23 protein-coding genes are annotated in these 26,786 nt (G+C 48.9%); 6 read left to right on the top strand and 17 right to left on the bottom strand.

All coding sequences use genetic code 11. The features are described from left to right. Positions 1 to 141: 141 nt before the first annotated feature. From EYB31_RS34385 to EYB31_RS34340, 10 genes are all read right to left on the bottom strand, one after another. Positions 142 to 1,323 carry a Gfo/Idh/MocA family protein gene (locus EYB31_RS34385; protein ID WP_131018111.1) on the bottom strand — a complete coding sequence of 394 codons (1,182 nt, stop codon included), beginning with the start codon at positions 1,321 to 1,323 and terminating at the stop codon, positions 142 to 144. A 29-nt stretch (positions 1,324 to 1,352) separates the two neighbouring features. Continuing rightward, positions 1,353 to 2,174 carry a sugar phosphate isomerase/epimerase family protein gene (locus tag EYB31_RS34380; protein WP_131018110.1) on the bottom strand — a complete coding sequence of 274 codons (822 nt, stop codon included), beginning with the start codon at positions 2,172 to 2,174 and terminating at the stop codon, positions 1,353 to 1,355. Between the two features lie 36 nt (positions 2,175 to 2,210). After that, positions 2,211 to 3,539 carry an ABC transporter substrate-binding protein gene (locus EYB31_RS34375; RefSeq protein ID WP_165452767.1) on the bottom strand — a complete coding sequence of 443 codons (1,329 nt, stop codon included), beginning with the start codon at positions 3,537 to 3,539 and terminating at the stop codon, positions 2,211 to 2,213. 97 nt (positions 3,540 to 3,636) lie between these two features. Continuing rightward, positions 3,637 to 4,485, bottom strand: a complete 849-nt coding sequence (locus EYB31_RS34370; RefSeq protein ID WP_131018108.1) for a carbohydrate ABC transporter permease — start codon at positions 4,483 to 4,485, stop codon at positions 3,637 to 3,639. Next, on the bottom strand, positions 4,482 to 5,423 hold the full coding sequence (locus EYB31_RS34365; RefSeq protein ID WP_131018107.1) for a carbohydrate ABC transporter permease: 942 nt from the start codon (positions 5,421 to 5,423) through the stop codon (positions 4,482 to 4,484). Before EYB31_RS34365 ends, EYB31_RS34370 begins: the two co-directional genes overlap by 4 nt. A 245-nt stretch (positions 5,424 to 5,668) precedes the next feature. Beyond that, the gene (locus EYB31_RS34360) at positions 5,669 to 7,024 is read right to left on the bottom strand and encodes an MATE family efflux transporter (protein ID WP_131018106.1); all 1,356 of its coding nucleotides are present in this window, start codon (positions 7,022 to 7,024) and stop codon (positions 5,669 to 5,671) included. Between the two features lie 197 nt (positions 7,025 to 7,221). Then, the gene (locus EYB31_RS34355; protein WP_131018105.1) at positions 7,222 to 9,129 is read right to left on the bottom strand and encodes a DUF2334 domain-containing protein; all 1,908 of its coding nucleotides are present in this window, start codon (positions 9,127 to 9,129) and stop codon (positions 7,222 to 7,224) included. A 297-nt stretch (positions 9,130 to 9,426) separates the two neighbouring features. Further along, complete coding sequence (locus tag EYB31_RS34350) at positions 9,427 to 9,756, bottom strand: hypothetical protein (RefSeq protein WP_131018104.1); 330 nt, start codon at positions 9,754 to 9,756, stop codon at positions 9,427 to 9,429. Positions 9,757 to 9,894: 138 nt separating this feature from the next. Then, positions 9,895 to 10,554 (bottom strand): tetratricopeptide repeat protein, encoded by a 660-nt coding sequence (locus tag EYB31_RS34345; protein ID WP_165452766.1) that lies wholly within the window; start codon positions 10,552 to 10,554, stop codon positions 9,895 to 9,897. Positions 10,555 to 10,651: 97 nt separating this feature from the next. Further along, positions 10,652 to 13,180 carry a chitobiase/beta-hexosaminidase C-terminal domain-containing protein gene (locus tag EYB31_RS34340; protein WP_131018102.1) on the bottom strand — a complete coding sequence of 843 codons (2,529 nt, stop codon included), beginning with the start codon at positions 13,178 to 13,180 and terminating at the stop codon, positions 10,652 to 10,654. Between the two features lie 379 nt (positions 13,181 to 13,559). Here EYB31_RS34340 and EYB31_RS34335 point away from each other — a divergent pair, with 379 nt between their 5' ends. Next, positions 13,560 to 15,107 (top strand): ATP-binding protein, encoded by a 1,548-nt coding sequence (locus tag EYB31_RS34335; RefSeq protein WP_131018101.1) that lies wholly within the window; start codon positions 13,560 to 13,562, stop codon positions 15,105 to 15,107. 50 nt (positions 15,108 to 15,157) lie between these two features. Here the strand turns inward: EYB31_RS34335 and EYB31_RS34330 are convergent, their stop codons facing one another. From EYB31_RS34330 to EYB31_RS34320, 3 genes are all read right to left on the bottom strand, one after another. After that, the gene (locus tag EYB31_RS34330; RefSeq protein ID WP_131018100.1) at positions 15,158 to 15,523 is read right to left on the bottom strand and encodes a hypothetical protein; all 366 of its coding nucleotides are present in this window, start codon (positions 15,521 to 15,523) and stop codon (positions 15,158 to 15,160) included. Positions 15,524 to 15,678: 155 nt separating this feature from the next. Continuing rightward, positions 15,679 to 17,574 carry a PrkA family serine protein kinase gene (locus EYB31_RS34325; protein WP_131018099.1) on the bottom strand — a complete coding sequence of 632 codons (1,896 nt, stop codon included), beginning with the start codon at positions 17,572 to 17,574 and terminating at the stop codon, positions 15,679 to 15,681. 378 nt (positions 17,575 to 17,952) lie between these two features. Continuing rightward, positions 17,953 to 19,266: a sn-glycerol-1-phosphate dehydrogenase gene (locus EYB31_RS34320; RefSeq protein WP_131018098.1), complete on the bottom strand. Its 1,314-nt coding sequence runs from the start codon at positions 19,264 to 19,266 to the stop codon at positions 17,953 to 17,955. Positions 19,267 to 19,402: 136 nt separating this feature from the next. On the opposite strand from EYB31_RS34320, the gene EYB31_RS34315 reads away from it, so the two are divergent. Further along, positions 19,403 to 20,131, top strand: a complete 729-nt coding sequence (locus EYB31_RS34315) for a DUF2161 domain-containing phosphodiesterase (protein WP_131018097.1) — start codon at positions 19,403 to 19,405, stop codon at positions 20,129 to 20,131. 301 nt (positions 20,132 to 20,432) lie between these two features. Continuing rightward, positions 20,433 to 21,146, top strand: coding sequence for a polysaccharide deacetylase family protein (locus tag EYB31_RS34310; RefSeq protein WP_240763157.1), 714 nt, complete (start codon positions 20,433 to 20,435; stop codon positions 21,144 to 21,146). Positions 21,147 to 21,156: 10 nt separating this feature from the next. Here EYB31_RS34310 and EYB31_RS34305 read toward each other — a convergent pair whose 3' ends face one another. Further along, the gene (locus EYB31_RS34305; RefSeq protein WP_131018096.1) at positions 21,157 to 22,122 is read right to left on the bottom strand and encodes an NAD(P)/FAD-dependent oxidoreductase; all 966 of its coding nucleotides are present in this window, start codon (positions 22,120 to 22,122) and stop codon (positions 21,157 to 21,159) included. Between the two features lie 171 nt (positions 22,123 to 22,293). Further along, complete coding sequence (locus tag EYB31_RS34300; RefSeq protein ID WP_131018095.1) at positions 22,294 to 22,860, bottom strand: FAD-dependent oxidoreductase; 567 nt, start codon at positions 22,858 to 22,860, stop codon at positions 22,294 to 22,296. A 327-nt stretch (positions 22,861 to 23,187) separates the two neighbouring features. Here EYB31_RS34300 and EYB31_RS34295 point away from each other — a divergent pair, with 327 nt between their 5' ends. Together EYB31_RS34295 and EYB31_RS34290 are read left to right on the top strand one after the other, a co-directional pair. Then, positions 23,188 to 23,625: a hypothetical protein gene (locus EYB31_RS34295; RefSeq protein WP_131018094.1), complete on the top strand. Its 438-nt coding sequence runs from the start codon at positions 23,188 to 23,190 to the stop codon at positions 23,623 to 23,625. After that, positions 23,625 to 24,695, top strand: a complete 1,071-nt coding sequence (locus EYB31_RS34290) for a phosphodiester glycosidase family protein (RefSeq protein ID WP_131018093.1) — start codon at positions 23,625 to 23,627, stop codon at positions 24,693 to 24,695. Before EYB31_RS34295 ends, EYB31_RS34290 begins: the two co-directional genes overlap by 1 nt. A gap of 296 nt (positions 24,696 to 24,991) precedes the next feature. Here the strand turns inward: EYB31_RS34290 and EYB31_RS34285 are convergent, their stop codons facing one another. Next, entirely contained in the window at positions 24,992 to 25,246 is a 255-nt protein-coding gene (locus EYB31_RS34285) for an AbrB/MazE/SpoVT family DNA-binding domain-containing protein (RefSeq protein ID WP_131018144.1), read from the bottom strand. Positions 25,247 to 25,368: 122 nt separating this feature from the next. Then, positions 25,369 to 25,833, bottom strand: a complete 465-nt coding sequence (gene trmL, locus EYB31_RS34280) for a tRNA (uridine(34)/cytosine(34)/5-carboxymethylaminomethyluridine(34)-2'-O)-methyltransferase TrmL (protein ID WP_131018092.1) — start codon at positions 25,831 to 25,833, stop codon at positions 25,369 to 25,371. 155 nt (positions 25,834 to 25,988) lie between these two features. Between trmL and EYB31_RS34275 the strand changes: the two genes are divergently transcribed. Then, a complete protein-coding gene (locus EYB31_RS34275) occupies positions 25,989 to 26,705 on the top strand; it encodes a response regulator transcription factor (protein ID WP_131018091.1) in 717 nt (238 codons plus the stop codon). Positions 26,706 to 26,786 lie beyond the last annotated feature (81 nt).

Raw genomic sequence — 26,786 nt, 5'->3', positions numbered from 1 at the left:
TCGTGTTGAGATACGGCAGCGTAAACAAGTCCGTGTCGTTAATTATATAGGAAAAAGACAAGCGGAGCTAAAACAAAATCGCCCGTTACAGAGCGCGGTTTCCCGTTCTGTAATGAGCGATATGACGGCGATGCCGAAAATTTACGTAAATGATTTGGACATGTCGGCTTCGACGTCGGCACGGCTTGTTTTGACAAATTTCGAAGATTTGATTTTTTCGTTCAAAATCAGCTCATATTCGTCCCCGTCAATCGGCACGTCAACCATCCTTTTCGTAAAGGAAGAAAGCATGATCCCGTTGCCGATCGTCAGACCTTTAATCCCTTCGGTGCCGTGAGCGATCAGCTCGTTTTCTTTTTCACTGTGCAATACGGCTTGAATGAACTTTTCCGCAACGACATGATGTCCGTTTGGCACATCCGTTTTGACCGGAATTTCCGTATACCAGCTTTCAACGTTGCCAAACCCTTCTTTTGTTTCCTGAAGATGCTTCAGAGTAGAGACCCGGTTTTTATACAACACCAGCTTCTCATTTTCATAAACAAGATTGCCGTTTTCACCGACGATTTCAAAGCGGTTTGTTCCCGGCGATTCGGCTGTAGTCACGATAAAATGACCGATCATGCCGTTTTCGTGCTCGAAATATGCGGTGACCTCGTCCTCCACCTCGATGTTGTGGTATTTGCCGATATGCGCATGTCCGCTGATCCGGACCGGCACGCCAAACAGCCATTGGTACAAATCAAGATTGTGCGGACATTGGTTGGTCAGAATACCTCCGCCTTCGCCCGCCCAGGTCGCACGCCAGTCCCCGCTGTCATAATAAGCCTGAGACCGGAACCAAGCCGTATTGATCCAGGTTGCGCGGGTCAGCCTTCCCAACTCGCCGCTGGAGACAATCTCTTTTAGCTTTTTATAAAACGGCAGCGTACGCTCCTGAAACATCATGCCAAAAATAAGATTCGGGTGCTTCGCTTTCGCTTTCTCGTACGCGTCGATCGATTTCTGCGCATCGTTCACATGAACGGCAAGCGGTTTTTCGCACAACACGTGCAGCCCGCGGGCAAAAGCCTCCACCGAAATCGGTGTATGATCGTAATGCGGTACCGCGATAATGACGGCGTCCAGCCCCGATTGTTCGAACAAATCCAGATAGTTGTAATAAGCGGTGGTATTGTATGCGGCCGCAAATGCATCCGCCTTCTCCTTGATAACGTCGCATACACCAACAAGCTCCACGTTGCTCATCGTTTGCAAATATTTGACGTGGCGGTTCGCACCGATGTTGCCTAATCCGATCAACCCGATTTTCACTTTATTCACAAGCTTTCACTCCATTCCGGGAATTCGCGTTAATTCCAAGCTATTTCATAAGCATCAAGCAGCTTCTTTAATGCCTTGACGGCATGAACGAATTGACCGGGACCGCCCGCTTCCGGCAAATACTTCTGCAGGTGCGGCTCGATCGACATAAAACCGGCAAATTGCCGTTCTTTCAAGGCGGCGATAAACGGTTCAAATTCCCCGTCGCCTTCGCCCGCAGGCACGAAGATATGCCGCTCCAGCGAGGCGTCTTTCACGTGTACGTATTCCAGAAACGACTGCAGCTTAGGCAGCGCCTCCGAAACCGGCTTTACGCCGTTCATCACAAAATTGCCCGGGTCAAACGCCAAACGCAATCGTGGGCTGTCACAAGCGGAAAGCAGGTCCAGGCACCGGTCGTCGGTATCGCCGTATACCCGGCTTTCGTTCTCAAGCAGCAGCGTGACTTGGTAGTGCTCCGCAAGCCCGATTAACTGCTTCATCCGCGAAACGACTTCATCCCGGTACAAAGCTGCATCTTCCCCTTCAGGAACGAAGTAAGAGAACACCCGAATGTACGGAGCTTTAAAGAAATTCGCAATCTCGCAAGCCCGCTTGGCGTTGCCCAGCTCTATGCTGAAATCGTCGCCGATCTCGAATTTTCCCAGCGGGGAACCGATGGACGATATGTGGAAGCCGCGGGCGTCCAACAGCCCCTTTACCTTTTGCAGTTCGTCGTCCGTCAATTTCAGCACATTTTTCCCGTATACACCGCGAAATTCGATATGACGGATGCCCTCGGATTCGAGCACATCCATCTGTTCTTCCAAATCGGCCGATATTTCATCGGCAAAACCGGTGATTGTTACCATTTTGACAAATACCCCTTTCCACCGTAGGATACGGAATTATTTTTCATAATCCGCCGACTTTTTCTTCAAATCGTTGTAAGCTTGCTCCGGCGTCGTTTTGCCGAACATGACGGCTTCAGCAATCGCCTTGTAATCCTTGGTCGTAAATATATCCCAACCCTTAGGTGTTGGCAGGTGCTTTTGTGTGTTCGCAGCCGTCTTATCAATCATTTCAGCGGTCAGCTTGTCGGCCACGGTAAACTTCGGCTGCAGCTGCGCCAAAATTTTGCTGGACACCGGCACGCCACGTGTCGTCCCGGAAATTTCTCCCGCTTCCGGATCGTTAATAAACCAATCGACAAACTTCAAAGCTTCTTCTTTATTTTTGGAATCCTGGCTCACGGCAAAATAAAACGTAGCTTTCAGCCAGCCCCCGGCTTGAGTCCCTTTCGGCATCGCCATAACGCCAATGCTTCCCGGCTTCATGCTGTCCCACGACGACGCTTGCGCCGCATGCGCCGCTCTAAAGATCAGCTTGCCGGCCAACATCAGATCAAGCTTCGGATCCAGCTCTTTATCGCCGGTAGCGATATCCGCAGGCGGAATAACTCCGTCTTTCCGCAAATTGCTTAAGATCGTCTGCCATTCGATAAACGTGTCTTTATCGTAATTGAACTTGCCTTCGGGTGTGATGGCATAACCTTTGCCTTTACTGAGCTGATAAGACCAATACGCCTCCCAGTTGCTGGACAAATCTTGAATTACATATTGGTCTTTGCCCAGCTTTTGCTTGATTTCTTTGGCCATTTTGAAAAAGTCGTCCCATGTGATGCCGTCCTTTGGAATTTGGAAGCCGAGCTTATCCAGCGAACCTTTGTCGTACACCATACCCCAGGCGTTTTTACCGATCGGGACAGCGGTTTGCTTATCTTTGTATTTCCCTGTACTTACCAGAGCCTCATCAATATCCTTCAGATTGAGGCTTGCCAAATCGGCGAAGAGCCCTCTGCCATTCCAGTCGGCCAGCCACGCGGAGTCCATCTGCATAATATCCGGAGCGCTTTTGGCGGCGGCTTGTGTGTTCAGCTTGTCGATGTAGCCGTCAAAACCCGAATATTCCGGCTCAAAGGTGACATTCGGATGTTTTTTCGTGTAAAGCTCCAAAATTTTCAGCGTCGCATCATGCCGGGGTTGGGAACCCCACCAATTAATCCGCAGCTTGACCGGTTTCGCCGCATTGTCCGCCCCCGGAGCCGCGCTTTTATTGTCCGCAGGCTTTGCTCCCGACCCGGCAGTTCCGGCAGCCCCTCCGCTGCATCCCGCGAGTGACAAACCAATCATTGCCGATAATACCGTCAAAGTTACTTTTTTGCTCGCTCCATGCATGTTAAGTTCCTCCATTATTGTTTTAATATATTCTTAAAGTTAAGAATAATCGTCACCTTGTTACCTTAAATCTTAGAGTCATAATAAAGCACATGCATCAGCCCTTAATCCCCGTTGTCGCGATCCCCTCGACAAAATGCTTCTGGGCCATAAAAAAGATGATTGCGCAAGGGATGATCGAAACAAGTCCCATGGCCAGCAGTTGGCCCCACGCTTGGGCGGATTGCGAGTCGTTGACCATTCTTAATGCAAGCCCCACCGTGTATTTATCAACAGAATTGAGATAAAGCAGATGGCCGAAGAAATCGTCCCAATTCCATAGGAAGCAATAAATCAATACGGTGACCAGCGCCGGCTTGGTTAGCGGAAGCACAATTCTCCAGTAAATGCCGAACCAGCTGCAGCCGTCCATTTTGGCCGATTCATCCAATTCCCTGGGAATGCCCCGGATAAATTGAATGAGCAGGAAGACAAAGAAGGTGCCCCCGGCGCCTCCGGCCAAAGAGTGAGGTACGATAAAAGGCAAATATGTATTTACCCAGCCGAAATGATGAAACAGCGCATACTGCGGAATAATCGTCACTTGGCCCGGCAGCATCAGCGTGAGCATCAGAATCGAGAACCAAAAGTTTCTCAGCGGAAAATCGAGCCGGGCAAACCCAAATGCAACCAAGCTGCAGGAAAATACCGTGGTCACCAATATGCCCGCTTCCAGCTGAAAATTGTTGATGTAGAAATCGGTAAATGTGTGCCCCGGAACGGCTTTCCAGCCATCCGTAAAATTGTTCCACATCAGCTTGCTTGGGAACAAGCCGGGCATGCTCAGCTCCTCATTGGACTTCAGCGAGGCGCCTACCCACCAAATCACGGGGTAAATCATAAGAATACTTGTTATCGTCAGGAATAGGTGGCGGTACAAAAGTTTGGCGGCTCCGCTTGACTTCATCGCTTTTTCCCTCCTTCCGTTTCGTAGAATACCCAGTATTTAGAGGTGAAGAAAATAATCGAAGTCGAAGCGGCGATCAGCAGCAGCATGATCCAGGCCAGGCCCGAGGCGTAACCCATCTGCAGTTGTCCAAAACCTCTCTCGTATAAATACAAGGCATATGCATACGTCGAATTGACCGGCCCCCCGTGAGTGATGATCATCGCCGGAGTAAACATTTGAAAGGAAGAAATGATGCCCATGATCAGATTAAAATAGATGGTCGGCGTCAGCATCGGGAGTGTGATGTTAAAAAACTGCCTTAGCTTGCCTGCTCCGTCCACGGAGGAAGCTTCGTACAAATCGTGCGGAATTTGCTTGAGCCCCGCCAGAAAGATGACCATGGCCGAACCGAACTGCCAGACAACGAGCAGGACCAAGGTCCCCAGCGCCGTATCCGGGTCGGTTACCCAGCCGGGGCCGTCAATGCCGACATAACTTAACAGGTGGTTGATGTACCCGTCTTTGCCGAAAATATTTCGCCATAATATCGATACGGCGATGCTGCTGCCGATCAGCGAAGGAAAATAGATGGCGGTGCGGTAGACGGACATGCCTCTTACGCTTTTGACCAGCAGCATGGCAATCAGCAAAGCCGCAACCAACCGCAGAGGTACCGAGGTCAACACATAAGTGAAGGTCACTTTGACGGATTGAACGAATTTATCGTCTGTCGTCAATATCCTCTGGTAATTTCGGATGCCAACCCAATTCGGCTCTTCTAGCAAGGAGAAATCAGTGAACGAATAATATAAAGATTGAATCATGGGATAAATCGTCAGTGTGAAAAATCCGATCAGCCAAGGCGATATGAATAAATATCCGGCAATCGGCGATTCCCAGCGTTTTTGTCTGGATTTTTCGCGAGTTTTGGCTAGCGGGGATGTAGCTGCGTCCAATCGTTGTCACCTCGGTTAGTTGTTTTTTTTAATTATAGGAACAAACCGGGACAACCGCCATAATAGTAAAAACCGATTTCTTTTAAAATCCTCTTAACATGCGGGCGGTATAAATGGAATGAAAGACTCTCCGGGAAAAGCGGAGTGAAATGGAGGAAGGGGATGGAACGGGCCAAGCATTTTGTAAACTAAAAAAAGCATGGAACCGGTCAAAAAATCATCCTTGACCGGCACTATGCTTTGGGTTAACTGTGGCTATGTCCTGGTTCCGCCTGCTTCATGACAACTTGCGACCAATCGGTGCGATAGAAGCGGATCATGATTGTGACAGCAAACAAAGCTAGGAAGGTATACAGCGAAATCCATGACCCGATGCTGTGAAGCTCGAGCAGAAACGTCAGTACGTAGGTCAGCGGAATGAACACCAGCCAGCTCAGCAAAAACGAGGAACGCAGCAAAAACGTCGTGTCGCCGATCCCTCTTAAGCCTCCGGCGTAAAAGTTCAGCAGGCCGTCGAACAGCTGCATAAATGCGGAAATGCGTATCAACTGCGCCGTCAGTTCATATACCGCAGGATCGTGCGTATAGATGCGAGCTACCTGCTCGGCAAACACGAATTCGCCAAGCCCCAGCACAAGCAGGAACAAACTGCCAAGCACTGCGACATCGGTGCCTACACGCCGCGCTTCCCGCGGATTGCCTTTGCCTATTTCCTGCCCCACCAGAATCGTCGCCGTCGCGCCAAATGCAAACGCCGGCATAAAACCAAGGCTCATCACATTCAGCGCCACCTCGTTGGCGGCCAACGCTTCGGTGCCAAGCCGGGTCACAAACATCGTAAATACAAACATCGACAGGCTCATCGCCACTTCCTGCATGCCCAGCTTGCCGCTCTCCGAGGCAATCAGCTTCGCTTCCGCCCTGTCGATAGCCATGCGGGTCCGGGTCTGATAACGGTCGTGCAGCTTAAAAAAATACACATATACACAACCCGCCACATTAACCAGTTCCCCGATGAGTACGGCGATCCCCGCTCCGACAAGCCCCCATTCCGGAAAACCGAGTTTTCCGTAAGTCAATACATATGTAAAAAAGATCATCACTCCGTTAGCCGCAAGCGACAGCACCATCGGCGTCCGCGTATCGCCGATACCGCGGAAAAATCCGTGGAACACGAACCCTACTGTTGTCGCCGCGATCGCAAACAACCGGTACCGCAAATATTCGGTTCCCGCCGCCACGAATTCCTCCGATCCGCCCATCAGCCGTAAAATAAGCCCCGGCGCCAATAGACCGGCCAGCACAATCAGCAGAACAACCGCGAGGCATAAGCAAAGCGCGGCATATGTGCGTTCGATTCCTTTTTTCATATCGCCGGCCCCGTAATTTTGCGCTACCAAATAATTGATCGAATTCCCTACGCCGGAGCAAAGCGCCCACCCGTTGTAGCAAATAATGTTGGATACACCGACAATCGCGATCACCAGCGCTCCCATCTGTCCAACCATGATGAGATTAATTGTCCCCGTCACCGTAGCCGACGCAAATGAAACTACCGAAGGGATGGCTAGACTCAGGATCAGCTTCCAGTTTGTAAACATACCGTCTCCTTTCGATCCTTTTAGGCCTGTTTTCAGCCACTTTAATAATCGTCTTGAAAGTGCAGCCTTTTTATTCTGACGTATTCTTCGCCGGTCCGCAAGAGAACACATAACTAAATAAAAGCAATCCCTCTTGCCGCGGGCAGCGGCTCCAAGGAATTGCTTTTTCTAACGCATAATGAATGAATAATAGCGGTTTATATCGACTCAAATGAAAGCGCAATGTCCAGATACGGATCTTGGCTGCCGAAAATACCAATGTCCATCTTCCCATTGCCGTCAAAATCGGCGATAAGCAATCTTTGCCCGGATTTTCCCCATGGGCCAAATGTCGAAAGCAGCCGATATTCTCCGTTCTCATTCCGCAAATACACAGTATACCGCATGTTTGCAGCATCCCAACGCAAAATATCTTCCAACCCGTCGCCGTTAAAATCACCGAAGCGGATCTCTCCGTTCTCCTCAGGCACGTTAAACTCCAGCTTTTGCATCTTCCACGCCAATGCCGCCGTATCCACTGTAAGCTGCAAACCGCCAACGGTGTCTTTTTTTGAAATAAATACACCGGCTGCGCCATCGGCCAACGGATGAACGACCGGCAGTGTTTTTATCGCCGTTCTGAACAGGTATGGCTTTAGCGGCTGTGCTGCGCCTTTGCTCAGCCAGACGCCACCAAGCTGCGTTCTGTCTTGAGATAACGCGGCCACAAGCACATCGCCGTTAGGTTGTTTTTGTACGGAAATCTGATTCCATTCACCGGGCGGAACCGCCCAGCTTCGTCCTGAAACAAATTTTGCCCCGTTTGCTGTGTATACCTCCAGCTTGCCGCTTGGCTGGAACACATACAAATCGCTGATTCCGCTTCCGTTGGTATCGTATAAAGTCATCGCCGCGCCATTGGCATATGGGATACGTGCCCATTTTTGCGGCTGAGGCTGCTGCTCGTTTCGAGCTCGCTTGTAATCACAAGGCACAACCGTGATATCTCCGGATGCCGTATCCCAACGTACAAGATCAGCTTGTTTGTCTCCGGTTACATCGCCGACCGCAAGCTTTGCTTCTTTGGAGGAACCAACAACGACGCTTTGAGCCGGGGTGAACGGCACATAATCGTGAATCGTGTACATACGGTAATCTTTGGCTTTAAGTCCGGCCAGCAGTTTCTGCAAATTCGTCTTCTCTTGAACCGGATAGGCATATTCCGGCAAACCGTCGCGAATGACCGGCCGCCCCTCATCGTCCGTCACCGGGATCAACTGCTTGAACTCCAGAAACGGATGGTAAAAAAACGAGTTGATGTTATTGGTTTTGCCCAACCGGTCCAAAATGACCCGTTCGTCTTTGTTATAAGCGATATAATCAAAAGGCGTCGGCACATAAACCGATCCCAATGTAGGAACCCCATACCCCGTATTGCGCTGGTTCATGTAAAATACAGCCGGCGCGCTGCGGTGATTTTGCACCTCCGCCTGATAATTCAAACCGAAGTAATTGCGAAACATCGCATCTTGTTCCGAAGTTGAGCGGTAATGCGGCGCTTCCCAGAAGGTTGGATGAAACCCTGCGCTCTCCATGATACGGAGGCCTTCCAGCATTCGCGGCTTCGCGAAAGCCGCAGACATCGTTTCGTTATCCCCCGGCGAGTTAAACTCATTGCCGATCCCGCTCTCCTGATGGCCGTCCGCGCGACGTGCATTGCCGACCTGGTGCGTGTAACCGTGCATGCCGACCACCGCCCCGTTCTGCTGCGCCTGATGCAGCAGACGGTTAAAAGCCCGAACATATGCGTTGTCCTTCTGATCTAACGAAACATCATATTTTCCGCCTTCTGCGGGATAATCGATCCACCTCGGAATAACAGCCAGATGAAATGCGGCATGATTATTTTGCAAAAATTCCAAAACGGCACGCAATTTGCCCAGATCGTCCATTGTGGCATATTGGCCACCGGGACCGATATCTTCAAGCCGCATCAGAACAAACTTCGGCATAATCGGCTCACCTTCAACGGTAATAATGCGATAAGCCGTAAATAATAAAACGATAATACATCCGGATAACAAATAGCGGATCCAACGGATCCTGGATATGCCGATTTTGAACATGGCGGACTCCCCTCTTGCTGCGCGGTAAAACGCTTACAATCCTTGCTGCTACGAAGATTGTAACATGTTTTTGAACCGCCGAATATGGAGATTTCCCTAAAAAGTATAGGCAAAAAACACCAACGTCGGGCAAAAGAAAAAATCAACCTTTACAACAAATCATATTTTTACCTGAATAGGAAAAAGATATCTTTAGTGAACGGCGAGCAGCCTTAATCATTAAAGCGCATCGTTGCAATGAGGATGTTTTGGTGGCGGGTTCTTCGTTGGTTAGGAAAAAAATGGTCGTAAGCGAGGTTATCTGAGCTGTTTTAAAATAGACTCATGCTCAATAGAACGGGCTGATAGCAGATCGATAATTTTGCTGTGGCGTTCTTGGGTCAGTTCGATTCTTTTGACCGTTTCGTTTGTCTCGAGAACGGCTTGTTGAATAAACGGCAGAATGGCAATATCCTCTTTGGTCGCCAATTTTGCGATGTCGTCTTTGGTCGCCATGTTCGAGATGTCATCTTTGGTTGCCATGTTCGAGATGTCGTCTTTGGTCGCCATGTTGGTTTCCACATGGGTCAATCTATCATTAATTTGGCTCAATTGGTCGATAATATGCTGCAGCATTTGCTCGCTCATTCGAATCACTCTCCTGCTCTTAATAGTATATTAATACATATCATTTTAACACAAGAAATACAAAATAGGAATATATGTTCCTGTTAATGGATATTAATATTTCAAGTTCCGTTTAAAATGTGTTTGTCTAATCTTAAGTTAAGGTGACTTTAACTCTGCGACAATTCGCTCAATCTCCTGTAAACCTTGGGTGGTTGGCGAAGCCTTCTGCAAATATTCCGCAAGAGAATTTAAAGCCTGCGGCTTTTGACCAAGCTTGTACTGCGACAACCCCAAAAACCGGTAAGCTTCAAAATACTCCGGGTCACCCACAAGCGGCTCCAGCAGTGGAACAACTTGTGTGTATTGCTGCTTTAAATACAGAAGTTGCCCTTTTTTAAAATTCAAGTCCTTATAGTCGGGTTTCTGTTTCAGCCCATCCTCTATGATGCTCATGGCGTCATCCAATTTGTTTTGCAGCATTTTAATTGCCGCCGCATTATTATAGGCTTCAATTAACTGCGGTGAAGTGCCCAACGCAGATAGATAGTAGGTTAAAGCTTGATCCATTTGATTTTGCATACGTGCGACATTCCCTAGTTGAAAATCAAATTTTCCGTCCCCCTGATACTTTAGCTTGCATTGATTTAATTGCTTCTTCGCGTCTTCCCACTTTTGGCTCTGAACAGCAGCCGTCGCTTGCGAATAACAAGAGGATGCGGTCTCCACCTCGTCTGGAACTTTCATAGTGAAGTAAACCGCAATTGCTGCAATGAGCAGAATAGGTATCAATATGAATGCAACTTTATTTTCTTTCACGCGAAAAATACCTCCACAATATGCTACTCCCATTCTCCGGGATAATGAAAAAAGAGTCAAACCTTTTTCAAGGTTTGACCCCGACAAAATAAGTGCATCATTGCCTATAAACGCTGAAACTTATAGTATCCACTTGATAGGTCACACTAGAAACTGTTCTTTTGAGACCGCCTAACGTGATATTGTAGGTTTCACCAACAGCCAATGTGCTATGAGGAATGACTGCGACATAAACACCTTGATATACAGATGTAGTTACAGCATTGGCTTGAGCTCCTGGTAAGTCAGTATTAAGAGCTACTCCTGAGTAATCACTGTCAAGGTTGTCATCAAACTTGATTACTAAATAAGGATTAGTATCATTAGCTCCGATTTGATAAACCGACGAACTCACACTTAATGCGTAAACATTGGAAGTGACAGCTGCATCAAATGAGGTAAACACACTATATACACCGGCTGTGACTGTAGGCAAACTGGTTATCGTATACGGGAAGCTTACTACCTGACTGCTAATCAATCCCTCTTGCGCAGCAATGGCTTTGATCGTCACCGGACCTGTAATTGTGATTGGAGTGGTAAACAATGTGCTGGAAGTGGTCGGGTCGCTGTTATCCGTCGTGTAATACACAGCCGCATTAACGGAACTTAGCGTAACTTGGGTTCCAGAAGCAACTGCGCCTGCTGCCGGACTTGCCGTTGGCGCTGCTGCGAAGCCGGGAGCCGGGATAATTGGATAGGTAAATGTCGCCACTTCACTATCAGTCAGTCCCTGATAAGCCGCAAACGCTTTAATCGTAAACGATCCCGTACCTTGAATGGCGATCGCACTGCTGTATAACATACTGGATGCGGTTGGCGTTGTACCATCCACTGTGTAATACACAGCCGCACCCACTGTTGTCGAAGACAATGCAACCGTTGTTCCAGCAGGTACCGGGCCTGGAGCTGGATTAGCCGTTGGCGCCGCCACTTGGGAAAGTGCATTTAATGTAATGCTGCCCGTTTTAGACACTCCCGAATAAGTGACCGTGTAAGTTACATTTTGCGATGAAGCCGTCAAAAGAATGGTTGGTACGGTCAAAGTAAGCGTTCTTGCACTCACGTCGATTGCGGAGCTGCTAATAGCAACATCGGTTGCCGTTCCTCCATTATTAGAAACCTTGACGGTAGGCGTAAAACTGATCAGACCGTAAGTCATATTCAGTACGATCTTGCCATTTTCCGGTACAGATACGGAGTCCAAAGTAGCATAGATAACATCACTTGAGCTACTTACATAATTACTGCCGCTTCCCGGTCCAAACGTAGCGCCGCTGTTATTTTGCACCGAGTTCGGCTGCGTTTGGAAGGTTGTGCCTTCTGCTCCCTTGTTAATGGTAGCTTTGTCAATCTTACCGTCGCCGAGCACCTTGAGTATAGCATTCAGTACCAGTTGCAGCACTTTGGCATCTTTGCCTAAATTAAGCGATGTGTCGCCGCCTTGACCGCCTACATTCAGGTTTTTAATCGTGCCGTTCGGCACATCGACGGCAATGGATTTTGCTGAAATATCGACATTTTCAAAGCTGCCAAGCAGCGAAACCTTGGAACCGGCCGGAAGCTTGTCCTGCAAGCTCACGTTGGAGAACCCGCCGTTTGTAGCATTGCTGTTGTCAATTTTAGAACTCGATTGCACGTTGACTTGTTTTACCGTCGTCTTGCCTTCGGCAACGATCCGTACTTCTCCGGTTTTTTTGTTGACAACGATCGTTACCAATATGCTGTCTTTAAAATGAACCGAACTGGCGCCTCCGCCATTAACTACGGTGTCACCGTTAACGGTAACGTTGTCGAGAGTGACATCGCCGTCTCCGACGTTTTCACCAATCGTCAGGTTGCCGGAAATGGTCGTATTACGAAGCGTGACGCCGGCTGCGCCAATGACCACGTTGCCTTCAATTTTATCGTTCCCAGTTGCAGGACCGTATGTACCGGCTTGGTTGTAAAATGCGGCAGTGCCGCCGCCCAAAGCGCGTTCCAATGTCACAACAGCCTCAGCGCGGGTCAGGCTTTTCTCGAAGCCCAGCGTCCCGTCCTCATAACCGTTGAATACACCTTTCGACACCACGGCGCCAAATGCAGCTTTGCTCCAATCCGGAAGTTTGGCCGTGTCCTTGAATTTGGACAAGTCCGCATCTTTGCCGGTGTCGAGCTTCAGCACTTTCGCTAGCATAACAGCAACTTCCTGACGGCTTACCACGTTTCCGGGCTTGATCGTACCGTCAGAATAACCGCTGATATAGCCAGCCTTTAATGCGATAGCGATCTGGTCGTAGGCCCAGTTTTTCGAGTCGACATCTTTGGCCTGTACCTCCGCCTTTTCCGTGAATCCGAATGCCCGGTTGACAACCGTAACGAATTCGGCCCGGGTAATCGCATTGTCGGGCTTGAATGTGCTGTCAGGGTAACCTTGAATATAGCCTTTTGCGATGCCGGTTTGCAGCGACGTTTCGGCCCAGTGACCCTTAATATCCTTTACTTCTTCCGCAGCAAAAGCTACGCCCAGCGATGAAAAGATGAGACAAATGCTCATGACTACCGCCAGCGTACGCCTTGCTTTTTGTGATGCTCCTAGCAAACTCATACTTCTCCTCCTCGCATTAGTTAAAACTACCAAATCTTGCTCCCACCCCCCACATTGCTAATAATACTAGAATTTGCTAAATTTTTCTCTACTTTTTTTCTATGTTTTGGTATTTTGTATGTATTGTATCCATTTTGTGAACTTTACCACATTTTAATATAGGCCAAAAGTCCTGGATGAAAAAGAAAAATGAGTCTCCATCCGGTTATTTTTGAAAGTTTTTAAATTTGTCATTTACTAGGCGGTTGGCTAACTATATAATGTATTAGTCATATGCTTTTACATTTATTAGGGTATCATGATGATTTTGGCATGGTTGGTCCGGTTTTACTCCGCTGAGCAACCATAGAGTTACCATAGCTAGGAGTGGATAACTGGGATGCAAAAAATTCCCGTTACTCTCGATGGAAAAAAAGGTTCTGAAATTATTATCATTAACTCCGATGAAGTCGTTAAAATTGAAAGTCTGAAGGACAGGCATTTTGTAATGCACACCAAAGACAATAAATACTATTGGGCCGCGTCGCTTGAAGCTTTTGAGGAATGGCTGTACGAGGAAGGTTTCAGACTGATCGACCAAACGAACCTTGTTAACTTAAATCAAGTGGAAGAATACGACCTTAAAAAAGGGACCGTATATTTTGGCAGCAGCTTAAACCCGGAGACAAAATCGGCGTCCGCAGCGCGCATTCATCGCGAACACATTATCAATGCCATGGAAATGCTGAAAAGAATGAATTGGGAGCTTACGGACACACAGCAGAGCCAAGAAACCGACGAACTGCTCAAATCGATCGTTGCCCAAGCTATGGATGTCCGGTTTGCCCGCTCCTATGCGATGATTCAAGCGATTTATGAAAAGAAAAAAGCGGAAAGACGTCTTGAGGAAAGTGAACAGCGATACAAATCGCTTTTTGAAAATAACCCGGATTCAATCTGTTCCTTTGACCTGGAAGGCCGGCTGCTTAGCCTCAATCCGGCGATGGAGTGGATGTCGGGGTACACATCCGAAGAACTGCTGCATAAATCGATCGATCATCTGGTCATACCGGACCATATGTCGCGCTGGCAGTACCATTTTACAATGACGATTTCGGGAGATACGCAATATTATGAAATTTGTTTCTTAAGCAAATCCGGAGCCCACGTTGAATTAAGCGTCGTAAACGTCCCCATTATCGTAAACGGTAAAATTGCCGGAGCTTACATGATCGGAAAAGATATTACCGATAACAAGCAAGCGGAAGAGATGCTCATTAAATCGGAGAAGCTGTCTATCGTCGGACAACTGGCAGCCGGGGTCGCTCATGAAATACGTAACCCCTTAACTTCGCTGCGCGGCTTCGTACAGCTGCTTGAGTCCAAAATGAGCGGATATAAAGCTTATTTTGATATCATGCTTGACGAACTCGACCGGATTAACTTAATTGTCAGCGAATTCCTAGTTATTGCCAAACCGCAATCGGTGTCGTTTCAGCCCAAGCCGATCGGGCCGATATTGCAAAATACAGTGGCTTTACTGAATTCGCAGGCCATTATGAATAATGTGCTGATCTCAACTAAAATTACCGCGGGGCTCCCTCCGATCCTTTGTGATGAAAATCAGATTAAACAAGTATTTATTAATATTTTGAACAACTCCATCGACTCGATGCCGGAAGGCGGGAATATCATCCTGGAGGTAAAAAACTATGATGAGCGCCACATCGTGATTCGATGTATCGACCAAGGATGCGGCATACCTGAGGAACGGATTCCTCGGCTTGGGGAACCTTTTTATACGACCAAAGAAAAAGGGACCGGGCTTGGCCTCATGGTCAGCTTCAAGATTATTGAAAATCATCAAGGGCATATGCATATTGAAAGTGAAGTCAATAAAGGAACCGTCGTCAACATTGTTTTTCCTATATCGCGGGAACATGAATAAATAACTAAAAAACTTCCTAAGCCGTCTGCAGGCCAAGGAAGTTTTTCGCATTAATACGCCGGATAGGGATATGGGTACGGATATGGCGGATAGGGCGGATAAGGATAGGGATACGAGTAAGGATAAAGTGTGCTGTAAACGATTGGAGCGATAAGCGGCAACGCACCTAATCCTCCGTCAACAGGCCCATGAAAGCCGGGACTATGGCCGATCGGGCCGACATGTACGGGACCGGGACCGTGAAAACCAGGACCCACTCCGCCGTGAACGCCAGGGCTAGGACCGTGAAAACCCGGGGCAGGACCGCCATGGAACCCGGCACCGCCATGCACACCGGGAGCTGGATCACCATGCATGCCGCTAATTCCGCCGCCATGCGGCACATGAATATGAACAGGCATTTGAATCACTCGCATTCTGTTGAAATGGGCTCAGTCATTCCGTTACGAAGAAGTAACGGGATATAGTTCTCAATTCAACATATGTGCGTTCGCCCACAGGGTGAATGCCTACTTCAAAATTGGGCACGCCCAAAAATAAAAAGCCCGCAAGGAGCAGGCTCGGATGATATTTAACGATTCAGCAAGCTGCCCACATACCGGAGCAATTCGTTTGCGCAAGCCGGACAGTAGCCATGCTCGTCGATCAGCCGTTCGGTCACCTCGTTGATTTTTTTCAACTGCCTGTCGTCCGGTGTTTTCGTTGAAGTCGTTATTTTTACGATGTCCTTCAAATCGGCAAACAGCTTTTTTTCGATCGCTTCGCGCAGCCGCTCATGGCTCGAATAATCGAACTTGCGGTTTTTGCGCGAGTAGGATGACATCCGGATCAAAATCTCTTCGCGGAACGCTTTTTTCGCATTTTCCGATATGCCGATCTGCTCTTCAATCGAACGCATCAGCCGTTCATCCGGATCCATCTCTTCCCCCGTCAGCGGGTCGCGAATTTTCTGCCAATTGCAATAAGCTTCGATGTTGTCGAGATAATTGTCAAACAGCGTTTTGGCGGATTCTTCAAAGGAATAAACAAATGCTTTTTGAATTTCTTTTTTGGCAAGCTCGTCGTATTCTTTGCGGGCAACGGAAATAAAGTTCAGATAACGCTCGCGTTCTTCTTTCGTGATTGAAGCATGCTGATCGAGACCATCCTTGAGCGCGCGCAGCACGTCAAGAGCGTTGATGCACTGCAGGTCGTGCCGGATGAGCGCGCTGGAGATCCGGTTGATGACGTAACGCGGGTCGATGCCGGTCATGCCTTCTTCGATGTATTCGTTTTGCATTTCCTTCAGATCGGCTTCCTTGTAGCCTTCGACCTCTTGGCCGTCGTACATCCGCATTTTTTTGACCAGGTCCATGCCCTGCTTTTTCGTTTCTTTAAGCCGTGACAAGATTGAAAAAATAGCGGCGGCGCGCAGACTGTGCGGAGCTATATGTATATGGGACATATCGCTTTGCTTGATGAGCTTGCCGTAAATTTTCTCCTCTTCCGACACCTTCAAATTATAAGGAATCGGCATGACGATCATCCGCGACTGGAGCGCTTCGTTTTTCTTATTGGCGATAAACGATTTGTACTCCGATTCATTCGTATGCGCAATAATCAATTCGTCGGCGCTAATCAAAGCAAACCGTCCCGCCTTAAAGTTGCCTTCCTGCGTAAGCGAAAGCAAATTCCACAGGAACTTCTCGTCACACTTGAGCATTTCCTGAAATTCCATCAGACCGCGGTTCGCTTTATTAAGCTCTCCGTCAAACCGGTATGCGCGAGGGTCGGATTCCGATCCATATTCTGTAATCGTCGAAAAATCGATGCTGCCCGTCAAATCGGCAATATCCTGCGACTTCGGATCGGAAGGACTGAAGGTCCCGATCCCGGTGCGATTGTCCTCGGAGATCAGTACCCGTTCAACCTGCACTTCCTCTATGCGTCCTCCGTACTCCGTTTTAAGCCTCATTTGGCACGACGGGCACAAATTGCCTTCGATTTTGACATTCAGATCTTTTTCCACATCGGGACGCAGTTCCAGCGGTATCAGATGCAGCGGGTCTTCATGCATCGGGCAGCCTTTAATTGCATAAATCGCTCCCTCATCCGTACGGGAAAATTGCTCCAAACCACGCTTGAGCATCGTGACGATCGTGGATTTGCCGCCGCTCACAGGTCCCATCAGCAGCAAGATCCGCTTGCGCACATCGAGTCTTCGAGCCGCTGAGTGAAAGTACTCTTCAACCAGCTTTTCAACGCTTCGGTCCAGACCAAAAATTTCCTGCTCGAAAAATTTGTACTTTCGCCTTCCGTTGTCTTCATCGATTCCTGAGGAGGCGATCATTTGGTATACCCGGGAATGCGCCGTCATCGACAGGCTTGGATTTTGGCGGACTTTTTCAATATATTCCTTGAAGCTGCCGGTCCACGCCAATCTCTCATTTTCCGCACGGTACTCCGAAATCTTCTTAAAAATGTCCATTTTGTTGACCTCCTAAGGGCTTTTTCGAAGGAAAAGCCTGCTTCGTAAGGAATACTGGGCTTTTTCGAAGGAAAAAGCCAGCTTCGTACGGGACACTGGGCTTTTTCAAGAAAAAAGCCGACTTCGTAAGGGATACTGCGCTTTTTCCAAAGAAAAAGCCAGCTTTGTAAGAGTGACCCAATGCTCAAATCAAGTTTGACCTAGAAACTTCTCCACTTATCCATTTCTTTCTTAAGCATCAGTGTGACAAGAAGAAGTGTATTAAATACCTATGCTTTTGCAGCGGATATGTTGCCCGAAATTTTTGAAAAAAAGTAAAGAAAAAAAGACGCCGCCCCATGAACAGGACAACGCCTCAATGAAATAGAGCCCGGACCGTTAAATCGGGGTTTCAGGTCCGATAAAACGCATCAGTCGAAGAATAGTATAGCGGCTGCGGACGAACAATGCGCAATCCAGACTTCGTGCCAGCAAGGCCGGAGAAATGCCCAATTGTTCCGGGGATGCCGCTCCCCCTACCTGAACAAGCAGAGAAGCCAACTGCTCCGGTGCAGGAACGCTGCGCGCAATGGCAGCGACCGCTTCCCATCGATCATTCAGCCGCTGCGCAAGAAACGAAGCGCCGGCAGCCTCTTGCCGTTCAGATGGCGGAAAGTTCTCAGCAATCACCTGTTCGGCGATAGCCCCAAAGGCATCGCGAATCATCTGTTCGTCGTGCTCCCTGCTAAGCTGCGGCCTTTCGTGAATCCGCCGAATCGCCTCATCCCGGTTCATCCCGGCCAATTCAGCATACTTGTGAGCCATCAACACGGTAGCTGCGCCTACCTTCGCTCCATGGAGAAGCGCCCGCCGCCGCTCCTGCAAATAATTCATCTCCCAAAAATGCGACAGATGGTGCTCGGCTCCCGAAGCCGGACGCGAGTGGCCGACAAGCAGCATCGATATCCCCGATAACGTCAACGCTTCCATCAGCTTGCATACCCCAAGCTCAGAACCTTTGGCAATCTCATCGACGTGATCGAGGCACAGCCGAAGGCCATCCCGCGTCAGCTCTTCCGCCGTCTCGCAGAAAGCTTCGTCAAAAAGCACTCGGCCCAGCCCCCAATCGGCCAGCGAAGTAAACTTGCCAAGCATATCTCCGAAACCGGCGGCGATCATCGCTTGCGGCGCTCCGGCCATCACCTTCACATCGGCAAACATCGCTTCCGGAGCCAATGCATGGACGGTTTGTTTAAACCCGCGCAGAATAAGCGGGGCGCCGACCGACGTAAAACCGTCCACGGAAGGAGCGGTTGGCACCGAGATGAAGGCATGGCCCGTTTTGCTGCATGCAAATCGCACGATATCATGAATTGTGCCCGAACCTACGGCAAGAATTGCCTTAACGCCTTCCTTCAGCGCCAGCAGCACTTGTACGATCGCTTGCTCATCCGCGGCGATTTCGCCTTTCTCATCCGGCAGCAGAATACATACGTCGGCTCCGGTCAGCCCGGCAAAAAGCCGGTTGCCTGCAACCCTCATCGTCTGCTCATCCGCAACCAGCAGCACCCGGTCATAGTTATTTTGCGCTAAATATGCCGGTACCTCATCCAAGGCGCCGGAGTGAATAGCAATGTGCCGAATCGCTACCTCATGCGTCTGCCCGCAGCCGCAGGCAAATCGTCGGTTCAGCCATTCCTGAATGCTCGACATCGGAATCTCTCCTTTCAACTCTCTCAATATCGTAGCAAACTTATGCTATAATGGCACTAGAAAAATTGTTCGGTTTTTTCACGGCTATTAATATGAAGATGAACTTCGAAAGATGTGAAGGAAGGAGTCGTTTCCCATCGCTATCCGCAGCGAAACCGAGCTGTACGCCCCGGTAAAAACGTATTTTGAACAACTTGGCTTCGAGGTTCGCGGCGAGGTCAATCATTGCGATGTTGTCGCAATACGCGGGGAAGAACCACCCGTCATTATTGAATTGAAAAAAAGCTTAAACATCCCGCTCCTGCTCCAAGGCATTGATCGGCTGACCATGAGCACGCAAGTATATGTCGCCTTCGAGCTGCCAAGCAAAGGAAAAGCGCCGCACGGCGCAAGCTGGCCGGAAATCCGCCGCTTATGCCAAATGCTCGGGCTCGGCGTTCTGACCGTGCAATTTTATAAAACACGAAAACCGAAGGTTGAAGTGGTCTGCCACCCTGGAACGACAGCACCCCGGCATAACAAAAGAGCGGCACGTCTTGTCGTTCAAGAATTCCGCGAACGGCGGGCCGATTACAATGTTGGCGGCAGCACGCAGCGCAAGCTGGTGACGGCATACCGCGAGAAAGCGCTGCATATCGCTTGTTTGCTGAAGCAGCGCGGACCGCTGAGCCCAAAGCAGTTAAGAGAGTTGACCGGCAGCTCCAAAGTGCCCGGATTGCTGCAAAAAAATTACTACCGCTGGTTCCAGCGCATCGAAAGGGGCATTTATCGCCTGTCTCCGTCAGGCGAGGCGGCTGTAGAAGAATATGCGCACGTAATTAAAGAGCTGCCTCTTCCCGCCGACAGCTCCGCCATTCAAGGATGAGCGACCGCGATTTAGCGGAAGTTTTTCTTGAAACATCAGAATTGTTCAGCTCCGCTGAAAATGATAAATTCTGATGTTATAACAAAAACTTCTATCGAAGCCATTCAAGGATGAGCGACCGCGATCTAGCGGAAATTTTTCTTGAAACATCAGAATTGTTCAGCTCCGCTGAAAATGATAAATTCTGATGTTATAAAATAAGAGGGTCCGGCTTATACATAGAATTATAGATTCCAAATCCAACTTGAGCAGGTGGGTGAAGAAATTGATTCTAGTCCGGACCTCTCTTATTTGCTGTTTGTTGCTTAACCTGATTGCATTGTCTGTCAAGCCGTCCTCCGCAGTCGCCGCTGCCGTTTCCATCCCCGTGCTGAATTACCACAGCATCACCTATGATCCCGGTAACAAAGCCGTTATTACACCGGAGCTTTTTACAGAACAGATGAACTATTTAGCCGAGAACGGATATACCACCTTGACGTTGAAGCACTTTTCCGACATCTGGTTGGGGGAAGCGGAGATGCCGAAGAAACCGGTGCTGCTTACTTTTGACGACGGATATGCGGATAATCACGAGTACGCTATGCCGCTTCTGAAAAAACTCGGATTTCACGCCACCTTGTTTATGTCGCCCGGCACGACGGATGACGGTTATTTTTTATCCTGGGAACAAGTGAAAGAAATGCATGAGGCCGGTTGGGATATCCAGCCTCACGGGATGACACATCCTTACTTGACCTCGCTCAGTAAATCGGACCAGGCCTACGAAATCCTGGAGGCCAAAAAACAAATCGAAGATCAGCTCGGCACAACGGCCGATATATTTTGTTACCCTTACGGCGCCTACAACGCCAAAACATTGGCGATTCTGAAAGAAAACGGCTTCCGCTTCGCTTTTACCATTGAACAAGGGAAAACCAAGACCAACCAAGATCCGCTGAAGCTGAAGCGCATATTCGTTAATGGCGAAGAACCTACCAAAACGCTGATCAAAAATTTGGAAAAAAACTATTAAACGTATCCACTCAGCTTCTCACCGGTTCCGCTTCAACCCGTCCTGCGGCCATACGCAGCAGCTCCTTATGAATCCAAATTGCCGCTTGCGATCCTTCTCCCATAGCGATGGTAAGCTGCTCGGAATGCACGCCGATATCTCCCGCCGCCCATACGCCGTGGATGTTTGTCATTTTGGAGCGCGGATCGGTCACGATGTGCTTATTCTCATACAGCTGTACGCCAAGCCCGGCGACAATGGAGGAACGCACTTCATTGCCGCCAAAGGCAATAAACGCTTTTTCCCCGGGGACGAGACGGCCGCTCGCAAGCTTCACTCCTTGAAAAACGCCTTCCTTTCCTGGGGCAGTCAAAATTCGCCCGATGGGCTCGCCGATGCATTCGATGCGTTTCTCCTCAAGCCGGAGCATCAGATCCGGGTCAACCGTATGCTGCTCATGATTGACATAGACAAGTTTGTCCGTAAAATAGGACAATGTCAGCGCCATCCGCGCCCCTGTATCGCCGGAGCCCAGTACAATCGTGTGTTTGGCGGAAATTTCGTATCCGTCGCAATCCGGACAGACGTAGATCGACAAACCCAAACATTCAACGAGCCCGGTCAGCTGCGGGAATCGATCCATCACCCCGGTGGCGATCAGCAGCGTATGCGAGCGATATAAGGTCTTTTCGTTCGCAGCAGCCTCATCTCTTACCGATACGGCAAAAAGCTCCTTTTCCTTGTTAACGCTGAGCGCCTCGCCTTTCAGCAGCTCCGCTCCGTATCGTGCCGCTTGTAACCGTCCCAGCCTGCGCAGTTCCTGCCCGGAAATGCCGTCCGGCCAGCCGATCACGTTATGATAGCTTTTGCATAAAACAGATCTTCCCGCTTCCGAATCGACCACAAGAATGCGGTGACCCATCCGGCCCAGCTGAATCGCAGCCTGCAGCCCCGCAATCCCGCCCCCTATAATAATCGTCTCGTATACCGCTGCCATATGGGATCACCATCCTTCCAAGCACATCGTTTTCATTCCACCCCTTGCAATTAATTTGCCACAAACAGCGCTTCTCAATCCGGCCCAAACCGCAACGTTCAATTACCGCAAAAAGACCGGCAGCTCCCCGATAGGAAGCGCCGGTCTTAATATGTTATCTCTTATCTTATATTAAGCTTTCAGAACGTCATGATCGACGTAACGGGCTCCGTTTAATTCACTGATGACATTGATCGCCACTCTGGCTCCATCGCCCGCGGTAATAATCGTGTGCATGCTGACCCCTGCAATGGTGCCCGCACCCCAAACTCCAGGAATACTTGCCTGACCGGCGGCATCAAGATCCAGAATCGTTTTGATTCTTGGCTCCGTGCCGGGTTTTGTAGCCAATCCCGCCGCTTCCGCCAAATCGGCAAACATGCCGGTTGCTACGATGACGTGTGTGCCTTCATAACTTGCTTCATCTGTTGTCACGGAGAGTCCGTTATCGGATTTGCCAATACCCGTCGCTTTTCCTTGAACGAATTCGGCTCCGAACTTAGCAGCTTGCTTCTTGCCGGTATCGACGAGGTCAGGACCTGTAATTTCCGCTACGCCGTAATGATTTTCGATCCATGCTCTTCGGGTGACGCTCTGGTCGCTGTCAATCACCAATGTTTTTTTGCCTGCTTTGGCGGTGAATAATGCCGCACTTGCCCCTGCCGGGCCTGCTCCAACAATGATCACGTCGTAACTCATAGATTCCAGCTCCTTCGCTGCATTTTTGAAAATTAAAAAATCCAACATTTTCTAATCGGGATGCTCAATTTCATGCTAACGGATAAGCCGCCTTTTGTCAAACATACTATACGGTAATGTTTGTTTTGTTTACAAAAGTCAGTGTGATATCAAATAGGTTGCCCTTGCGCTGCATTCTCATATTCTTTCATCTTGCACATTCCGTTTTGCGAGATTGCAAACTGTATGCAAAACCAGTATCATCAGGATATTGTGCCTAAAACGTTCGCCGTCGATTTTTATTCGGGAAGCGTCGCATGTTATAATAATGGATGAGGTGAGACCAACATGAGCACGCCCGTTGAGACGTCAACCGTCCGGCAGCAGCCCGCAGCGCGAAGCGTCAAATCCGCCAAAGCAAAAACCAGCACTTATATTTATTTGTTATTAGGGTGGATACTGCTGATCGGGGCCGGAGTATATGGCGCTAAGATGTACGCGGAGTATATGACCAAGCAGATCGAACAGAACATTGCCGCACAAACCGAACAGCAGTTGAAGACAATTCAGGATGATTACCAGAAGCAGGTAACGGAATTAAAAGACAACATGACCTCCGATATGGCCAAAATGCAATCGAAAATCGACTCGCTCAGCGAGCTCTTGGCTTTCACGAAGGACAGCGCCAACAGTAAAACAGACAACAGCAACCAGCTGTATACCCAGCTTGCCGATGTGAAAAAAAAGCTGGATGATTTGAAAAAAAGCCTGGATGTGTTGCAATAATGAACCCGGTACAACAAATCAACCGTGTGTTTTTGATGGCGTGCGCTCCTTTTCTAGGGGCTTTAATTTATATGCTGGCCATACATATGTCCGTTCAGTTGCCCGCTATCAAACTTCAGCCTGCTCCCGCATTCTCATTAAAGAACGACGCGGAGAACGTCAACAAGAAACTTGATACCGCTTATACCAATGCAACGCAAATTAAAACGACAATCGAAAAGTTTTTTCAACTGTACGAAAAAAGTACGGCCGATACGGCGGCGATGGCCAAAACGGCGGCGTCAGCGGCTTCCCGGCCAAATGCCATTTACGACTCGCGCATAACCGCCAAGCTTGGTAAACCGAGCAAACAAACGTCAACTAGCAACATCGACCTGAAATTATTTTACTTAAATGAAGCAAACTATAAAGGGTATGCCCTTAAAGTTGACATGAAAAGCGATAAAGCGATGAAAATGGTGCTCGGCAAGGACAAGCTGGGCAGCTCCGAAACTACGCTGGAGGCGGTTCGCCGGACAGGGGCGGTTGCCGGCGTCAATGCGGGAGGATTTGCGGACGACAACAAAACCGGCAAACGTTATCCGCTCAGCACCACGATGGTTGGCGGCAAATACGTTTACGGCTTCGAGCCGACTTTCGATAACTTGACCTTTATCGGACTCAGCAAGGACCGCAAGCTGATCGGCGGCAAATTTTCGCGTCAAGCCGATTTGGACAAGCTGGGCCCAGACTTTGGCGCCACATTTGTACCGACGCTGCTTCAGAATGGCAAAAGAACGGCAATCCCGTCCCCCTGGGCGACATCACCGGCCAGGGCGCCCCGAACGGTTGTCGGCAACTACCGAAACGACCAGCTGTTGTTTATCGTAACCGACGGCTACGACGAGCGCGGCAATTCCGGGGCCACTTTAGCCGAGCTGCAGGACAAGCTGATTCAGCTTGGCGTTGTCGATGCTTATAATTTGGACGGCGGCGGCTCTTCCAGCATGATCTACGACGGCCAGGTGATTAACCGTCCTTCCGACGGAAAGCTGCGGCCTCTGGCTACAAACTTTGTGTTTTTCAAATAATGTTCACAGTTTTAGACGTTTTCTTTTACACTATGCTTGGGGTATAATACCCATATAAGCGCAGGTCGCTAAAGCTGCAGGAAGAGGTGCTTTTAAGAATGTCCGCAACATTTTGGATTATGATGGTTACTATATTGATGTTTCTTACGGCCATGCTTACTGCCGCATATAACGACGACAAGACTAAGGGCCTGTAATGCCGCCGGGTTCTCCCCCGGAGCTTAAGGCATAAACTAAAAAACCACCGTGCTTCATTCGAAGCCGCGGTGGTTTTTTGGTGTTTATTTGGAAGTTTGTTAGGCTTGTTCTTTCAACACATTCATCTCTGTCAAACATTCGGCGCAAACATGGCGTTCCCTAAATTCGCTGACCATTTCCATACTGCCGCAGAATACGCATCTTGGGCGGTAACGTTCCAATATAATATGGTCACCGCTTACAAGAATCTCAACAGGATCGCCTTCGTTCATTTGATATCTTTTGCGCAGCGATTTAGGTAATACAATACGCCCCAATTGGTCCACTTTACGGACAACACCTACAGGTTTCATCATCCGTTCACCTCTCCTCTAACATGTCTCAAGTCAATTTCCCCGAAAATGTACCCTGAATCCGTCGCCATCCTACTTACATCCGGGCAGCTTACTTCAATTATATTGTTCGCAAAGAATTTCTAATTTAAGTCCATAAACCCCGTTTGCCGCAATCCTTCATATAAAATAATCGCAGCGGAATTCGATAAGTTCAGCGAACGTACGTCGCCGGTCATCGGCAAACGCATCAACGATTCCGGATGAGCGGCAAGAATGTGTTCGGGCAGCCCTTTCGTTTCTTTGCCGAATACGAGAAAATCTCCATCCTGAAATGTAAAATCCGTATAGATGCGCTTCGCTTTTGTCGTCGCAAAAAAGAACCGTCCCTGAGGGTTCTTATCTTTTACTTCCTGAAATGAGTCGTGATATTCTACTTTTACCGCCGGCCAGTAGTCAAGGCCAGCCCGTTTCAGCGTTCTGTCGTCGGTATTGAAACCAAGAGGCCGAACAAGATGCAAATAAGTCCCTGTCGCCGCACAGGTTCTCGAGATATTACCGGTATTCGCGGGAATTTCCGGCTCGACCAAAACGATGTGAAATGCCATGATGCCTCACAATCTCCCTGTTTTCAAAAATAGATGCGCCGCTATAGCTTAAATTTAACATTAGGTTTACTTCTTCTTAATATGCTGATGATGCTGCTTTATCATAATGAGAACATAAAGCAAAATAAAACAATTCACATAAATGAGGGAGTATAATGACAAAAAAGAAAATTCTGGTCGTCGACGATGAACCTTCGATCTCCATGCTCATAGAGTTCAATCTAAAGCTGGTCGGCTTCGAGGTGCATTGTGTACATGATGGGGAAGCCGTTTTTAACGCTATCCATTCATTCCGCCCTGATCTGATCGTCTTGGATCTCATGCTGCCGAAAATGGACGGCATTCAAGTATGCCGTGCGCTCAGAGAACGCAATAACCTGGTGCCTATTATTATGCTGACGGCGATGCAGGACTTGTCCGATAAAATTGCCGGACTTGATAACGGAGCCGACGATTATATGACCAAGCCGTTCAGCCCGCAAGAGCTGATTTCACGGATTCAGGCCATATTGCGCCGCATCCAGACGTTGCCTTCTTCCACGGAGGAAGCTCCGCTGACCATCGGGCAGATCGTACTTGCTCCCGAAGGCCGTGAAGTCACCGTGCGCGGCGAACTGATTGAGCTGACGCCTAAAGAGTTCGACCTGCTGCTATTCCTTTGCAAGCACCGCGGCAGAGTGCTTAGCCGACAACAGCTGCTGCATGGCGTATGGGATTATCACTTTCTCGGAGATACGCGTATCGTTGATGTGCATATCAGCCATCTTCGAGATAAAATCGAGCACAATGCACGTACTCCAGAATATATTGTAACGATTCGCAACATCGGTTACAAGCTCGTTGAACCTGCTGTAAAAGAATCATTTGCATAAACATGGTTTTCATATAAAATATTTGCGGTTATTTGATGAGCCCGCCCAGCGGAGCTCATTTTTTTTGCGTGAAAAAGCCCC

It is taken from the genome of Paenibacillus thalictri, assembly GCF_004307995.1.
Taxonomy (GTDB): Bacteria; Bacillota; Bacilli; order Paenibacillales; family NBRC-103111; genus Paenibacillus_AF; species Paenibacillus_AF thalictri.
This window is presented reverse-complemented; position numbering and strand designations above follow the sequence as displayed.

Coding starts and splice junctions, on each gene's coding strand:
- EYB31_RS34375 (WP_165452767.1), bottom strand. CDS start 3,539: ATGCATGGAGCGAGCAAAAAAGTAACTTTGACGGTATTATCGGCAATG.
- trmL (WP_131018092.1), bottom strand. CDS start 25,833: ATGGCATTTCACATCGTTTTGGTCGAGCCGGAAATTCCCGCGAATACC.
- EYB31_RS34295 (WP_131018094.1), top strand. CDS start 23,188: ATGAGCACGCCCGTTGAGACGTCAACCGTCCGGCAGCAGCCCGCAGCG.
- EYB31_RS34305 (WP_131018096.1), bottom strand. CDS start 22,122: ATGGCAGCGGTATACGAGACGATTATTATAGGGGGCGGGATTGCGGGG.
- EYB31_RS34360 (WP_131018106.1), bottom strand. CDS start 7,024: ATGTTTACAAACTGGAAGCTGATCCTGAGTCTAGCCATCCCTTCGGTA.
- EYB31_RS34335 (WP_131018101.1), top strand. CDS start 13,560: ATGCAAAAAATTCCCGTTACTCTCGATGGAAAAAAAGGTTCTGAAATT.
- EYB31_RS34340 (WP_131018102.1), bottom strand. CDS start 13,180: ATGAGTTTGCTAGGAGCATCACAAAAAGCAAGGCGTACGCTGGCGGTA.
- EYB31_RS34355 (WP_131018105.1), bottom strand. CDS start 9,129: ATGTTCAAAATCGGCATATCCAGGATCCGTTGGATCCGCTATTTGTTA.
- EYB31_RS34275 (WP_131018091.1), top strand. CDS start 25,989: ATGACAAAAAAGAAAATTCTGGTCGTCGACGATGAACCTTCGATCTCC.
- EYB31_RS34320 (WP_131018098.1), bottom strand. CDS start 19,266: ATGTCGAGCATTCAGGAATGGCTGAACCGACGATTTGCCTGCGGCTGC.
- EYB31_RS34380 (WP_131018110.1), bottom strand. CDS start 2,174: ATGGTAACAATCACCGGTTTTGCCGATGAAATATCGGCCGATTTGGAA.
- EYB31_RS34285 (WP_131018144.1), bottom strand. CDS start 25,246: ATGAAACCTGTAGGTGTTGTCCGTAAAGTGGACCAATTGGGGCGTATT.
- EYB31_RS34350 (WP_131018104.1), bottom strand. CDS start 9,756: ATGAGCGAGCAAATGCTGCAGCATATTATCGACCAATTGAGCCAAATT.
- EYB31_RS34300 (WP_131018095.1), bottom strand. CDS start 22,860: ATGAGTTACGACGTGATCATTGTTGGAGCAGGCCCGGCAGGGGCAAGT.
- EYB31_RS34370 (WP_131018108.1), bottom strand. CDS start 4,485: ATGAAGTCAAGCGGAGCCGCCAAACTTTTGTACCGCCACCTATTCCTG.
- EYB31_RS34325 (WP_131018099.1), bottom strand. CDS start 17,574: ATGGACATTTTTAAGAAGATTTCGGAGTACCGTGCGGAAAATGAGAGA.
- EYB31_RS34290 (WP_131018093.1), top strand. CDS start 23,625: ATGAACCCGGTACAACAAATCAACCGTGTGTTTTTGATGGCGTGCGCT.
- EYB31_RS34330 (WP_131018100.1), bottom strand. CDS start 15,523: ATGCGAGTGATTCAAATGCCTGTTCATATTCATGTGCCGCATGGCGGC.